This is a genomic window from Paenibacillus endophyticus, from assembly GCF_014192395.1.
Lineage (GTDB): Bacteria > Bacillota > Bacilli > Paenibacillales > Paenibacillaceae > Pristimantibacillus > Pristimantibacillus endophyticus.
The window spans coordinates 100,248-113,429 of record NZ_JACHXW010000025.1 but is presented as its reverse complement, the minus strand read 5'-3'; the positions used below and the strand labels follow the sequence as shown (position 1 = coordinate 113,429).

The 13,182-nt window shown below is 50.0% G+C and carries 11 protein-coding genes; 6 read left to right on the top strand and 5 right to left on the bottom strand.

The window, feature by feature from the left end; translation table 11 throughout:
- Positions 1 to 1,837: 1,837 nt before the first annotated feature.
- Genes FHS16_RS27575 through FHS16_RS27560 form a run of 4 tightly spaced genes read right to left on the bottom strand, consistent with a single transcriptional unit; the run spans position 1,838 to position 6,002 of the window.
- A complete protein-coding gene (locus tag FHS16_RS27575; protein WP_183570305.1) occupies positions 1,838 to 3,205 on the bottom strand; it encodes an LLM class flavin-dependent oxidoreductase in 1,368 nt (455 codons plus the stop codon).
- A gap of 15 nt (positions 3,206 to 3,220) precedes the next feature.
- On the bottom strand, positions 3,221 to 4,057 hold the full coding sequence (locus FHS16_RS27570) for an ABC transporter permease (RefSeq protein ID WP_183570303.1): 837 nt from the start codon (positions 4,055 to 4,057) through the stop codon (positions 3,221 to 3,223).
- Positions 4,050 to 4,928: an ABC transporter ATP-binding protein gene (locus tag FHS16_RS27565; RefSeq protein ID WP_183570301.1), complete on the bottom strand. Its 879-nt coding sequence runs from the start codon at positions 4,926 to 4,928 to the stop codon at positions 4,050 to 4,052. Before FHS16_RS27565 ends, FHS16_RS27570 begins: the two co-directional genes overlap by 8 nt.
- A 24-nt stretch (positions 4,929 to 4,952) precedes the next feature.
- A complete protein-coding gene (locus FHS16_RS27560) occupies positions 4,953 to 6,002 on the bottom strand; it encodes an ABC transporter substrate-binding protein (RefSeq protein WP_183570299.1) in 1,050 nt (349 codons plus the stop codon).
- Positions 6,003 to 6,179: 177 nt separating this feature from the next.
- On the opposite strand from FHS16_RS27560, the gene FHS16_RS27555 reads away from it, so the two are divergent.
- The 6 genes from FHS16_RS27555 to FHS16_RS27530 all read left to right on the top strand — a co-directional run bounded on the left by FHS16_RS27555 (position 6,180) and on the right by FHS16_RS27530 (position 12,854).
- Positions 6,180 to 7,400 carry a helix-turn-helix domain-containing protein gene (locus FHS16_RS27555; RefSeq protein WP_183570297.1) on the top strand — a complete coding sequence of 407 codons (1,221 nt, stop codon included), beginning with the start codon at positions 6,180 to 6,182 and terminating at the stop codon, positions 7,398 to 7,400.
- Between the two features lie 286 nt (positions 7,401 to 7,686).
- Positions 7,687 to 8,274: a biliverdin-producing heme oxygenase gene (locus tag FHS16_RS27550; protein ID WP_183570295.1), complete on the top strand. Its 588-nt coding sequence runs from the start codon at positions 7,687 to 7,689 to the stop codon at positions 8,272 to 8,274.
- Positions 8,275 to 8,502: 228 nt separating this feature from the next.
- Positions 8,503 to 10,224 (top strand): methyl-accepting chemotaxis protein, encoded by a 1,722-nt coding sequence (locus FHS16_RS27545; RefSeq protein ID WP_183570293.1) that lies wholly within the window; start codon positions 8,503 to 8,505, stop codon positions 10,222 to 10,224.
- Between the two features lie 118 nt (positions 10,225 to 10,342).
- The gene (locus tag FHS16_RS27540; RefSeq protein WP_183570290.1) at positions 10,343 to 11,275 is read left to right on the top strand and encodes a manganese-dependent inorganic pyrophosphatase; all 933 of its coding nucleotides are present in this window, start codon (positions 10,343 to 10,345) and stop codon (positions 11,273 to 11,275) included.
- A gap of 110 nt (positions 11,276 to 11,385) precedes the next feature.
- Positions 11,386 to 11,679 carry a DUF6509 family protein gene (locus FHS16_RS27535; protein ID WP_183570288.1) on the top strand — a complete coding sequence of 98 codons (294 nt, stop codon included), beginning with the start codon at positions 11,386 to 11,388 and terminating at the stop codon, positions 11,677 to 11,679.
- Positions 11,680 to 11,879: 200 nt separating this feature from the next.
- A complete protein-coding gene (locus FHS16_RS27530; RefSeq protein WP_183570286.1) occupies positions 11,880 to 12,854 on the top strand; it encodes a phosphotransferase family protein in 975 nt (324 codons plus the stop codon).
- Here the strand turns inward: FHS16_RS27530 and FHS16_RS27525 are convergent.
- Positions 12,851 to 13,153: a hypothetical protein gene (locus FHS16_RS27525; RefSeq protein ID WP_183570284.1), complete on the bottom strand. Its 303-nt coding sequence runs from the start codon at positions 13,151 to 13,153 to the stop codon at positions 12,851 to 12,853. The genes FHS16_RS27530 and FHS16_RS27525 overlap by 4 nt on opposite strands.
- Between the last annotated feature and the right edge of the window lie 29 nt (positions 13,154 to 13,182).

Here is a 13,182-nt window from a genome sequence, read left to right as displayed (position 1 = left end):
AACCGGAAATTCTGCTGAAACAAACTAGATTCTGCTGATTACATTGCAGAAACTGCAATGTAGAGTGGGTGATGGCGAGTTAAAAGGTCATTCTACTGCAGAAACTGCAACGTAGGGCAGATGTTACTTGGTGAGACGAGTTACCTAGTATGGCCTGAGCTAACGTGGAGGTTATGCTGCAGAAACGCTAAATAGCTCAGACGTTACTAAGGTTTTGGAGTAACCAAGTTTAGTCTGAGCAACCGTAGAAGCTACGCTGCAGAAAGTGCAATAGAAACTCATATGTGCTACCACCTGAGGGGCTACGGTGTACAAAGTACAACGAAAACCGGAAATTCTGCTGAAATAAACTAGATTCTGCTGATTACATTGCAGAAACTGCAATGTAGAGTGGGTGATGGCGAGTTAAAAGGTCATTCTATTGCAGAAACTGCAACGTAGGACAGATGTTACTTGGTGAGACGGGTTACCTAGTATGGCCTGAGGAATCGTGGAAGCTACGCTGCAGAAAGTGCAATAGAAATCTCATATGTGCTACCACCTGAGGGGCTACGTTGTACAAAGTACAACGAAAACCGGAAATTCTGCTGAAACAAACTAGATTCTGCTGATTACATTGCAGAAACTGCAATGTAGAGTGGGTGATGGCGAGTTAAAAGGTCATTCTATTGCAGAAACTGCAACGTAGGACAGATGTTACTTGGTGAGACGAGTTACCTATTATGGTCTGAGCTAACGTGGAGGTTATGCTGCAGAAACGCTAAATAGCTCAGACGTTACTAGGGTTTTGGAGTAACCAAGTTTAGTCTGAGCAATCGTGGAAGCTACGCTGCAGAAAGTGCAATAGAAATCTCATATGTGCTACCACCTGAGGGGCTACGGTGTACAAAGTACAACGAAAACCGGAAATTCTGCTGAAACAAACTAGAATCTGCTGATTACATTGCAGAAACTGCAATGTAGAGTGGGTGTTGGCTTGCTAAAAGGTCATTCTACTGCAGAAACTGCAACGTAGGGCAGATGTTACTTGGTGAGACGAGTTACCTAGTATGGCCTGAGCTAACGTGGAGGTTATGCTGCAGAAACGCTAAATAGCTCAGACGTTACTAGGGTTTGGGAGTAACCAAGTTTAGTCTGAGCAACCGTAGAAGCTACGCTGCAGAAAGTGCAATAGAAACTCATATGTGCTACCACCTGAGCGGCTACGTTGTACAAAGTACAACGAAAACCGGAAATTCTGCTGAAATAAACTAGATTCTGCTGATTACATTGCAGAAACTGCAATGTAGAGTGGGTGATGGCGAGTTAAAAGGTCATTCTATTGCAGAAACTGCAACGTAGGACAGATGTTACTTGGTGAGACGAGTTACCTATTATGGTCTGAGCTAACGTGGAGGTTATGCTGCAGAAACGCTAAATAGCTCAGACGTTACTAGGGTTTTGGAGTAACCTAGTATGGCCTGGGCTAATTGTGGAAGTTATGCTGCAGAAGCTGCTAGATAGCTCAGGCGTTACTAGGGTTTTGGAGTAACCAAGTTTAGTCTGAGCTATCGTGGAAGCTACGCTGCAGAAAGTGCAATAGAAATCTCATATCCGCTACCACCTGAGGGGCTACGTTGTACAAAGTACAACGAAAACCGGAAATTCTGCTGAAATAAACTAGATTCTGCTGATTATATTGCAGAAACTGCAATGTAGAGTGGGTGATGGCGAGTTAAAAGGTCATTCTATTGCAGAAACTGCAACGTAGGGCAGACGTTAAAGGTTGGCTTGCTAAATGGTCATTCTACTGCAGAAGCTGCAACGTAGGGCGGACGTTACTGGGTATCCGCAAGCGCTACAAGCTTGCCGCAGCTTGGGAAGCTGCAGCAGGCGCGCTCGCAATCGAGTGCGGGTTGGCCGGGCGCGCCAGCCCAAAATGCTCGCGAAGCGTATGGCCGCTGTATTCTCTTCTGAACAAACCGCGCCGCTGCAGCTCTGGAATAACCTGCTCCGCGAACTCCTCAAGGCCAGCCGGCAGGTAAGGCGGCATGACGTTAAAGCCATCGCTGGCGCCGTTCACGAACCATTCTTCCAGCTGATCTGCAATTTGGAGCGCCGTTCCCGCGAAGGTCCGATGCCCGCGTCCGCCGGCAAGGCGGTGCAGCAGCTGGCGAATCGTGAGGTCTTCCCGGGCAGCCAAGTCAACGACTAATTGAAAGCGGCTTTTATTGCCGTTGATTTCTTCAAGGCGCGGCAGCTCGGGGAGCTTCCCATCGAGTGGATACGTGAACAAGTCAACGTTTAGCATATGGGATAGCTGGGTTAGTCCGTAATCAATAACCGTTAGCTCGTTTAATTCCTGCTCCTTTTCCTTAGCTTCCGACTCTGTATGGCCGATAATCGGGCAGATGCCGGGGAGAATGAGCAGTTGATCCGCTGTACGGCCATAATGGGCTAACCGCGATTTCACATCGGAGTAAAAGCGCTGCGCCTCCTGCAGCGTCTGCTGCGCAGTAAATATCGCCTCTGCGTATTGCGCTGCAAACTCCTTGCCGTCCTCGGAGGAGCCGGCTTGCACGAGTACGGGATAGCCCTGCGGTGACCGCGGAATATTGAGCGGGCCACGCACCTTGAAGGAATCGCCTACATGATCGATGCTGCGCACTTTACGGTGGTCGGCGAACGTTCCGGAATCACGGTCGATGATAAGCGCATCATCCTCCCAGCTGTTCCATAATCCTGTGGTTACCTGAAGGAATTCATTCGCACGCTCGTAGCGTTTGCTGTGAGCCAGATGCGTGTCCTTGCTAAAGTTATTCGCTTCAACAGAGCTTCCCGAAGTCACGATATTCCAGCCGGCTCTTCCCTTGCTTATATGGTCAAGCGAAGCGAACTTGCGAGCGACGTGGAACGGTTCGTTGTACGTGGTGGACACGGTGCCGATTAAGCCGATTCGCTGTGTGACGGAAGCGAGTGCAGACAGCAGAGTGAAGGGCTCTAGCCCGATGAAGGCTCCATGCTTGATGTTGTTGTTAATCGCTAACCCGTCTGCTAGAAACAATGAATCGAATTTCGCAGCTTCTGCCGTTTTAGCCAGTCTTGTGAAATATTCAATATCCGTTATGTTATGAGGCTCCGTTCCTTGATGACGCCATGCAGCCTCGTGATGCCCCGCGTTCATAATAAACAAATTCAAATGTAGCTGCCTGTTCGATTGACTCATATTGATCGCACCCTTCTATTCGTTATAGGTTTGTTTCCAGCTCGTTAAACGTTTCTCCAGCGCAACCAATAAGTAATTCACGACAACGCCGATAAAGGAAATAGTAATGATGCCTGCGTACATCCCCGGGATTTGAAAGTTGAACTGGGCATATTGGATAAAATATCCGAGCCCAGACTGCGCGCCTACCATTTCAGCGGCTACCAGCACAAGGATAGAGCTGGCGCCTGCTTGGCGTATGCCTACGAATATCGTTGGCAGCGAAGCAGGGAGGATGACCTTGTAAAACAGACGAACCGAAGTGAGACCCATGGAACGTGCCGATTTGATCAAGAGCGGGTCGACGTTTTTGACGCCGCTTACCGTATTGAGCAGAAGCGGGAAGGAGCAAGCATACAGTACGATCGCAATCTTCGACGTTTCGCCAAGTCCGAGCAGTAGAATGAACACGGGGAGAAGAGCGAGCACCGCCGTATTCCGCATTAGCTCCAGCAGCGGGTTCAAATATTCCGCTACCGGCTTCCACCAGCCGATTGCGAGGCCGAGCGGAATGCTGATGACGATGGCGAGCAGGAAGCCTCCGCCTGACCTTAACAGGCTGGCTGTCATATGCTCCGCGAGATCCCCGGATATGAACAGCTGCCACCATGCTTGAAGCACCTCCGTAAGCGGCGGGAAGAACGTTACATTCACGAGACCGACACGCGGCGCGATCTCCCAGAAAACAAGCAGCGACAAAATGACGATTGAAAATTTGAAAGCTCTCCGCAGCTTAGCGAGTGACCATTCCAGTGCTTCTAAGCTCTTGTTATCTCGTAAAACGACTGTTTCCCCTGTGCTGCTGTTAGCCATCGCCGGCCACCCCTTTCAAAGTCGATTTTCCGTTTGAGAAGCTTTTTAACGTCTTGGTTTTCTCTTGCTCCTGGGCTCTGCTAACCTCATCCTTGAGCAAATCCCATATTTCATGGCGAAGCTGCACGAATTCAGGTTTGGCACGCAAATCCTCCTCGCTTGTTCGGGCCTCAAAAGGGATGGTAATGACCTTCTTGATACGCCCAGGCCGGGAAGTCATAACGGCAACGCGTTGACCCAGATAGACGGCTTCCTCTATGCCGTGAGTAATGAAAATAATCGTTTTTTTCGTTGCCTCCCATATTCGCAGCAGCTCGCTTTGCAGGGTCTCCCGCGTTTGGGCATCCAGCGCGGCGAAGGGCTCATCCATAAGAAGCACCTCGGGATCGTAAGCGAGACTTCTAGCGATGGCTACGCGCTGCTTCATTCCTCCTGAGAGCTCATGCGGAAAGCGGTTCTCAAAGCCTGCGAGCCCGACGAGCTCGATATGCTGCTGAGCGATCTCGCGGCGTTCTTTCTTGCCGACTCCCTTGGCTTCAAGCCCGAACTCCACATTCTGGAGTGTCGTCTTCCATGGAAACAGCGCATACTGCTGGAACACGATTCCCCGGTCGAGGTTAGGTCCTGCAAGGGGCTTGTTATCGAGCAGGATCTGCCCGCTATTGGGCTTCGTAAGTCCTGCCAGCAGATCGAGAAGGGTAGATTTGCCGCAGCCGCTTGGCCCGACGATGACCATGAATTCTCCTTGCTTTACATCTAAGTTAATATCCTGCAAAGCCGATATTGGCTGGGTGTTTTCCGCGAGGTGGCCCAGGTTTCTTTTGATGCGAAAAGATTTCTGGACATGCTGGATGCTGATTTTGGCTGTCATGCGCAAGCTCCTCCTAATGGTGAATTATTTGGTTTCATTCAAGTAGGGACTAAATTCATTCGTATATAAGTCGGCTGCTTTGACCTGGCCCTTTTTAAGCGAGCCTTCAGCTTCGAACCAGTTGATCCATGTGTCGAATTCCTTATCGGATATGAGGCCGCCTTTGCCAGCAACCCCAGTGCTTCGCCAGTATTTAACCGATGAGGTGTCCTCTTTCCTGCCGCGCTTATTGATGATGGACTCGTATCTTGCAACGACCTCCTCGGTTGGGGTAGTGCGAGCCCATTCAATCGCTTTGGCTGTCGCTTCGACAAACAACCGAGTCGCATTCGGATTCTTTTTTATAAATTTGTTTGAGAGCACATAGCTGCCTGCGCTGAAGACGCCGAACAGGTCTGTATCCTTAAAGAGGGGGTGGATGCCTCCGCGCTCAAGTGCCTTGTCTCGCAAAATGCCGCCGAGCGATGCGATATCGATTTGCTTGTCGCGCAGCGCTTGCTCCGTTGATACGGGCGGAACAACGACGAGTGTTACTTGTTTGATTTCATCAAGCGTAAGCCCTGCACGGTACAAATATTCCTTGATAACGGCCTCGTGATGACCGCCGAGCGTGTTCATGCCGAATTTTTTGCCGATCAAATCTTTGGCTGTCTTGATGGGGCTGTCGTCGAGAGCGTAATAGCCGGTCCAGGTGCTCTCATCAGATCCGTAATACGCAAGCACGGAGGTGATCTCGGCTTTTGCCGCTATCAGCTTGACGATGGCTCCGTTAAAGGCACCGCCAAAGTCAGTGTCGCCCGTGACGACGGATTGAATATCCTGCGGTCCGCTTATGGTGTTTCCGATATATTTCAGCTTCAGCGGCGCCAAGTAACCCAGATCCTCCGCAAGCTCGGGAAAGGATACGGAGCCGGTCCAGCCTTGGTAGCGGAGCTCTGCTACCTCAGGTTCTCCATCAGCCGAGGTGCTTGCAGTAACAGTGTCCTCCTTCTTGCCGCAGGCTGAGAGCGCCAAGGCGGAAGCGAGCAGCAAGATGAACATGATATGAATGGTTTTATTCGATGATACTTTCATGTAGTAACCCTCCTATGGTTTGAATGTATAATAATCCTATAGACTTACTAAGGATTAATTTCTATAATTGACTATATGATCCATCCAGAGGAAGTGTCAACGAAATGACGATAAATGACCATGAACGAGGTTGAATGACGATATTGGCTTTGGCAATTCAAAGGAGGCGGGCATTGAATGGTCGATAAGCGGCTCAATCTACTTTCGATACATGAGGCAATGGATATGCTTGGGGTCAGCAGATCGACCTTTGACAGATGGCGCAAGCAGAAACGACTGCCTTTCACGAAGCTTGGCAAAGAGATCTTGATCGATAAATTAGAGCTGGAGAGCTGGATAAAGCATCATTCCTCTGGCATACCGCAGCAATCGCCCATTGACTTAGCTGCGTCTCAGCATGGTGCAAGCCAGCAGCAGGGAACCATAACAATTGGTTATCAAAGCGGCTATGCCCACGTATGGACTTCTGCCCTAATGAAGGAGCTTGGCTGGTTCGAAGAGGAGCTGGAGCGAATGCTGCCGGGACGCAAGGGCGATGTGAGATGGGTGGATGCCGCCAACGGACCGGAGCTTTTGAAGGGAATGATCGGCGGACACGTGCAGATTGCTTCTATGGGGGATTATCCCATTGCGCTCAGCAGCTCTCTGGCACAGCTGTTTCCTTCGTTCCAGTCTATCCTGCTCGCTTTCGATGGTAAGTCAGCGCGTGGAAATGGGATCTCGCTTGTTGTGCGCAAGGGCATTCACATTCGCGAAGTAACCGATATATCAAAGCTCAAGATGCGTACCGTAGCACAGTCGAGCCCTGGCTATCGCTTGTCGAAGCTGCTCAGCGCAGTCGGCGGCAGTCCCAATCAAATCGTACATCAGAATATGGACGCAACGATGGCCGGCATCGTTCACAAGCAGGTAGAGTGCGGCATGCTGGTAGAGCCCTACTTAAGCATCGTGCAATATCATGGGACGGGACAGGTTTTGTTTCAGGAGGAGCTTGTCGAGGACTACTTGGCCGGGGTTATTGCCGAAGAGAGCTGGGTCCGTGAGAACCGCGAGGTCGTCGTGGCCTATCTGAAGGCGCATCTTCGCGTACATCAATTTCTTCGCAGCGAGCCAGCGCAAGCCGGTAAGATCATTGGGCGGATGAAAGGAATTCCTGCCGATCTGATGGGCCGTGTCGTGAAAAAAATAAGATGGGATTCGGCTTTATATAAGAAAGATATCCGTACGCTTAACCTGCTGAAACAAGAGAATGCATGGCTTGAGGGCGGTTTTTTTATACATGATGCAGCTATCAAGTATGATGCGGGCTTTTTGGAAGAAGCCATGCAGGCGTTGCGTTTGCCGCTGCCGGATACGGGATTGCTTGCCGGGGAATGGGAGCAGGAGCAGGTGTATTAGAGGGCTCGCAGCAGTAGAGGATGATGGCAATCATCGACCAATAGAAGCCATCCTATCGTCTGCGCGCTTCGCAAGGCTGTATAAGATATTTCTATTTGGGTATTGAAATACGAGCGTTTATAATGAAAGATATGCCACTTGCTGTGAGAAATGGAAATAGGACCAAATTAGCTTGTTTATGAAGCAAGCCTGAAGTTATTGGTTATCCAATTTGCTTGATAATGAAGCAAGCCTGACGTTATGGATTATCCAATTTTGTTTATTTATTAAAAAGGAGAGATGACGAATGAGCATTATGACCCGTTTGCGCGAAGAAACAGCCTCGAATCACGTTCAGATCGAGAGCAATCCCTATGCCAAAGCCATTATGAATCAAACCTTGACGCAAGACGAATACGTTCGCTACTTGGAGAAGTTTTATGGCTTTATTAAGCCTGCGGAGCGGTTGATTGCCCAATTGTCAGGTTGGGGCGAATTCGGAGAGGCTATGGGGCAGAGAGCAAAATCACCTTTGCTCGAGCGTGATTTGCATACGCTAGGGCTAAGCCTGCAAGAAATTGAGAACCTGCCGGAATGCAGCAAGCTGCCGGAGCTTTACACGGTGCCGCAAGCGCTTGGCTATATGTATGTCATTGAAGGCTCGACCCTGGGCGGACAAATCATTACGAAGCAGGTTCGTAAATTTCTTCCCCTGGCAGAGCAGGAAAACAAAGGCACGGAATATTTTAACGCATACGGCACCGAAACGCGCGCCAAGTGGGCTGAGTTTCGTGAGCAGGTGGAGCAGTCGATTGACTCAGAGGAAGCGGCTCAGCAAGTCATTGAAGCAGCTAAAAGCACCTTTGGTACGTTGGAAGTATGGTTAAACGAATAAAGGAAGCCAAGATAAGATTGGGTAATATTCGTGCAGCAGATATTGTCAATGAAACCGATTGAGTAGATAACTAGAAAAGGTTGTTCCAAAAGTCATTGTAGATGGCGAGGGGCAGCTTTTTTTGCGTATATCAGCTGGGTATTTATAAAACTAATAGTAGAACAAATGCCGTCGAATCTTGTAAAATAGTGTAAACATTAGTTTGTTATTCGGGAAGGGGCATTTTGGTTGAATCGCTTATTGACGAGAATGGTTTTATTTTTCTCCATGTTGATTTTGCTTGCTGGGATCGTGCTCGGTATGACCATCTATCGCTCGTCGACCGGCCTTGTTGAGCGATCGTTAGGAGCACAGGCGCAGCTGGTGGCGGAGAACGCAGCCAAGCTGGTGGATGTGGAGGCTTTCGCGAAGCTTAGCGTGGAAGAGGGGGAAACCGATTACTATTTCAAGCTGCGGGAGCAACTGAACGCAATGAGAGAAATGAACGGTTTGAAATACGTCTATACGCTGGCGAAGTCGGAGTTGGACGGCAAAACCGTTTATTATTATGTAGTCGACGGGGCACCATTGGACGTAGATCCTGCGGACTTCTCCGCGCTAGGCGATCCCGAAGAGAACGAATACCCGGGAATGGTAGCAACGTTCGAGGAAGGCGTGCCGCAAATCGGCGAGCTGACGAATGATTCTGAATATGGGGCGACTATAACTGCCTATGTGCCCTTGAAGAATGAGGCTGGTGAGCTGCTCGGTATCGTGGGGGCTGACTTTGACGCGACGAATGTCTACGCGCTGATGGATGATAATCGCAAGGCCACCCTCTATGTGACAAGCGCCATAATCGCCGCTGGCATCGTGCTCGTGTTTTTGCTGGCCAGTTATTTGACGCGTCCGCTGTTGAAGCTGACCTCACAGGTAGCCAGAGTTAGGGAAGGAGACATGACGGTAGAGATCAGGACGAGCCGCAAGGATGAAATCGGCCATCTCGCCCATACCTTCGATCAGCTCGTTACGAACACGCGCACGGTAATTCGCAGCATGCGTGACAATTCGGAGCGGCTGCTCCATACCTCGGAGGGCGTCACGAATCATGCGAGGAGCACAACGGAAGCAAGCCGATTAATTGCCGCGAGCATTCAGGATGCATCTGGAGGGGCCAACATCCAGGTCATGCGGGCAGCGGATATGACCAAGGCGGTTGAAGGGATGACACATAGCATGCTTCGCATTACAGAATCGGCAGCCATTGTGTCGGATGTGGCGCAGGAGACGATGGACCAGACGGAGCGCGGCAACGAACTCATTATTCATGCGATGGCCGAAATGGAAACGATCCATGAAACAGCATCGTCCATGCTGGCCGCAACGAAGCATTTGACAAGCCGATCGGGAGAAATTGGTGAGATTACAAACATGATGGCAAGCATTGCGAAGCAGACGAATCTGCTTGCGCTGAACGCAGCGATCGAAGCCTCTCATGCCGGAGAGAACGGCAGGGGCTTCGCTGTCGTAGCAGAGGAGGTTCGCAAGCTTGCGTCGCAATCCCAGCTATCGGCGACCCAGATCGGGGAATTAATCTCCGCTATTCTGGAGCAAACGGCCAAGCTGTCCTCTGATATGGAATCGAACACGAAGTCAGTCGAGACGGGGCTTCATTTGGTCAAAGATGCCGGAGCGGCTTTCCGATCTATTGTGAGCGGTCTGGAGCAGGTCAACGTGCAGCTGCAGGAAGTGTCGGCTGCCTCGGAGGAAGTATCTGCGGAATCAGAGGAGGTAGCGGCCTCCGTTGAGGAGATGGAGCGAATCTCCCGAGTTGCAGCCCAGCATTTCGAAGGCATAGCGGCGAATTCTGGCGCTCAGATCGTTTCGATGGACGAAGTCAGCACGTCGGCGGAGCGAATTCGCGAAATGTCCGATGAGCTTACTTCATTGAATAAACGTTTTATCGTGTAATCGCTCTTTATTCTAATATGCCGTCGCCTACGCGTCTGGTGTATAATGTACCAAAGGGCCTGAGCCGCTAATCGTTGTAAAGGCTCTGCCGACAAATAACCTTTAAGGAGATCTCGAAATGACTAAAACGCTTATTTTCGGGCACAAAAACCCGGATACCGACACCATTACATCAGCTATTGCTTACGCTGAGCTGAAAACAAAGCTAGGTGCTGACGTTGAGGCGATTCGCCTTGGAGACGTAAACGGTGAGACCCAATACGCACTGGATTATTTCGGAATCCAAGCACCTCGTTTGATCGAGAACGTGGCTGACGAGACGGATACCGTTATTCTGGTTGACCATAACGAGCGCCAACAAAGCGCGAACGATATCGATAGAGTACAGGTGCTTGAGGTTATTGACCACCATCGCATTGCTAATTTCGAGACAAGCGCGCCGCTTTACTTCCGCGCTGAGCCAGTAGGCTGCACAGCAACGATCCTGAATAAATTGTACAAGGAGAACGGCGTAGAAATCCGCAAAGAAATTGCCGGCCTCATGCTGTCCGCAATCATTTCTGATTCTTTGTTGTTCAAATCGCCGACTTGCACGGAGCAAGACGTTGCAGCGGCCCGCGAGCTTGCCGAAATCGCTGGCGTTGACGCAGACAGCTACGGATTGGACATGCTTAAAGCAGGTGCAGACCTGAGCGACAAAACGATTGCGCAGCTGATCTCCCTGGATGCGAAAGAATTTTCGATGGGCAGCTACAAAGTTGAAATCGCGCAAGTAAACGCGGTGGATACAAACGATGTTCTTTCCCGCCAAGCAGAGCTGGAAGCGGCTCTTAACGATATTATCGCAACAAAAGGACTTGATCTGTTCTTGCTGGTCGTTACGGACATACTTAACAACGATTCCGTAGCGCTTGCACTCGGCGCTCAAGCTGCTGCCGTAGAGAAAGCTTACAACGTGGCGTTGTCCGATAACAAAGCGGTATTGAAAGGCGTTGTTTCCCGCAAATCGCAAATCGTACCGGTTCTTACGGAAACGCTTAGCAGCCTGTAAGAAGATCGATCACGCAGTAGAAAAACAGCCTGAAACTTGTATTTCAAGTTTCAGGCTGTTTTTGTTACACTATACGGATGGATGAATCAACCAAAAGGAGCGGACATAACATGTTTACGATTACCGAATACAGCAGTGAGTTGGTGAAGGATCCGTACGGCATCCTGACAGGGAAGAGATACGAAATGGTACTGGATCTGGAGGTAGAAGAGGATGATGAGCTTTATCAGGAGGAAGGGATCTCTTTAAGGGTTATTTTTGTCGTGGAAGAAGCGGGCTCAAGAGTAGCCAAATACGAGTTTTTGACGAGGGCGACGAATGCCTATCTGGATTTCGAGCTTGAAGAGGACGAGGAGCAAACGGTGCTCGCATTTTGTGCCGAGCACTACGACAAAGCCGAGTAATAACAAAGCAAAGTCATGACTTCTTGAGCGTGCGCATTTTGCATCGCTCAGCTCGCGACACCTGCTAGATAATAGTCATAGCTGAGAAATATGCCGGACTTGTTCATGGCTGAGGCGCATTTGGCTATAGGCAAAGGATAATAACTCGGTGTAGTCGAAACAGGAAGCCCCTTACTATGGATGAAGGGTAGTGACTAGGAATGGAGAGCTCAACGAAAAGAAAGCTGACCGAAGCCGAATTGTCCGCGATCGCGCGGAAGGCTCTTGGTCAAGGCGCGTCAGCGGCTGTCGAGCTGACAGATGGCTGGGCGAATGCGGCATATCTCGTTACGCTTGAGGACGGGAAGCAAGTCATCGTAAAGGCGGCCCCGCCAGCAGGCACGAAGCTGATGAGCTATGAGCGAGGGCTGATGAAAACGGAGGTAGAGGTGCTTCAGCTTGTGAAGAAGGCAGGCAATGTGCCTGTACCGTTCGTATATGCCTACGACGTGAGTGAATCACTCGTTAACTGTGAATATTTCATCATGGAGAAGCTGGAGGGCGAGCCGTATAACAAGGTTAAATCCAGCTTGACAGAGGAGCAGCAAGCCCGAATCGACTACCAGCTGGGCGTATATAACCGCGAGCTGAATGAAATTCGCGGAGAACGATTTGGGCTGTACGCAGCTGCAGAGGAAGTCGTCCTATCCTGGCAAGAGACCTTTATGAATCTGCTTCTCGGGGTGCTTGCCGATGGAGAAAGAGAAGGGGTGGTATTGCCTGCGAGCTATGCGACGATTCGAAGCGAAACGGCCAAGAGAGCGGCCGCTTTAGATGAGATAACGGAGCCAAGACTTATTTCTTGGGATTTATGGGACGGGAATGTCTTTATTAAAGATGGCAAAGTATCCGGCATCATCGATTTCGAGCGGGCTCTCTGGGGCGATCCGCTGATGGAGCATTATTTCAGCCATTTTAATCAATCAGCAGCTTTCCTGGCGGGTTACGGACTGAAGGAGCTGTCTCCGGAGCAGTTGCGCCGAAGAGCACTCTATGATTTGTATTTGGATCTTATTATGTGCATAGAGTGCCCGTTCAGGCAGTACGAGGACGAGGCGCATCTGCAATGGGCGCAGGATAACGTGGCTCAAGGCTGGGCGCGGTTTCTTGAAGCCGCGGAGCATGTTCGTCCTTAGGCGAATAGGAATAAGCTTGCGAGAGCAAGCACCCAAAGCAGCGGAACCAGTGATATGGTTACCGCTGCTTTCATTTTATTGCGGCGATACAGCACCCAGCTGATAATAATGGATGCGATTAAGGCTACCGGATACAGCCAATTCAAGATGAACAGCAGAAGCGGCCAAAACATGTTTTCGCCGTTCGGGTTGTCAAAGATCATAAAGGACATTAAAGAAACAAAAAACCAAATCAGCGTAAAAAAGCCGAACAGAATTTGACTAATAAGCATCGAAAAAAAAACCTTTTTATTTCTCATCCTGTACAATCCCCCCGTTTCATATTAAA

What these genes read in the sequence shown, in the direction of transcription:
- FHS16_RS27535 (WP_183570288.1), top strand. Translation starts at nt 11,386, where the DNA reads ATGTTTACGATTACCGAATACAGCAGTGAGTTGGTGAAGGATCCGTAC.
- FHS16_RS27530 (WP_183570286.1), top strand. Translation starts at nt 11,880, where the DNA reads ATGGAGAGCTCAACGAAAAGAAAGCTGACCGAAGCCGAATTGTCCGCG.
- FHS16_RS27575 (WP_183570305.1), bottom strand. Translation starts at nt 3,205, where the DNA reads ATGAGTCAATCGAACAGGCAGCTACATTTGAATTTGTTTATTATGAAC.
- FHS16_RS27560 (WP_183570299.1), bottom strand. Translation starts at nt 6,002, where the DNA reads ATGAAAGTATCATCGAATAAAACCATTCATATCATGTTCATCTTGCTG.
- FHS16_RS27540 (WP_183570290.1), top strand. Translation starts at nt 10,343, where the DNA reads ATGACTAAAACGCTTATTTTCGGGCACAAAAACCCGGATACCGACACC.
- FHS16_RS27550 (WP_183570295.1), top strand. Translation starts at nt 7,687, where the DNA reads ATGAGCATTATGACCCGTTTGCGCGAAGAAACAGCCTCGAATCACGTT.
- FHS16_RS27525 (WP_183570284.1), bottom strand. Translation starts at nt 13,153, where the DNA reads ATGAGAAATAAAAAGGTTTTTTTTTCGATGCTTATTAGTCAAATTCTG.
- FHS16_RS27570 (WP_183570303.1), bottom strand. Translation starts at nt 4,057, where the DNA reads ATGGCTAACAGCAGCACAGGGGAAACAGTCGTTTTACGAGATAACAAG.
- FHS16_RS27555 (WP_183570297.1), top strand. Translation starts at nt 6,180, where the DNA reads ATGGTCGATAAGCGGCTCAATCTACTTTCGATACATGAGGCAATGGAT.
- FHS16_RS27565 (WP_183570301.1), bottom strand. Translation starts at nt 4,928, where the DNA reads ATGACAGCCAAAATCAGCATCCAGCATGTCCAGAAATCTTTTCGCATC.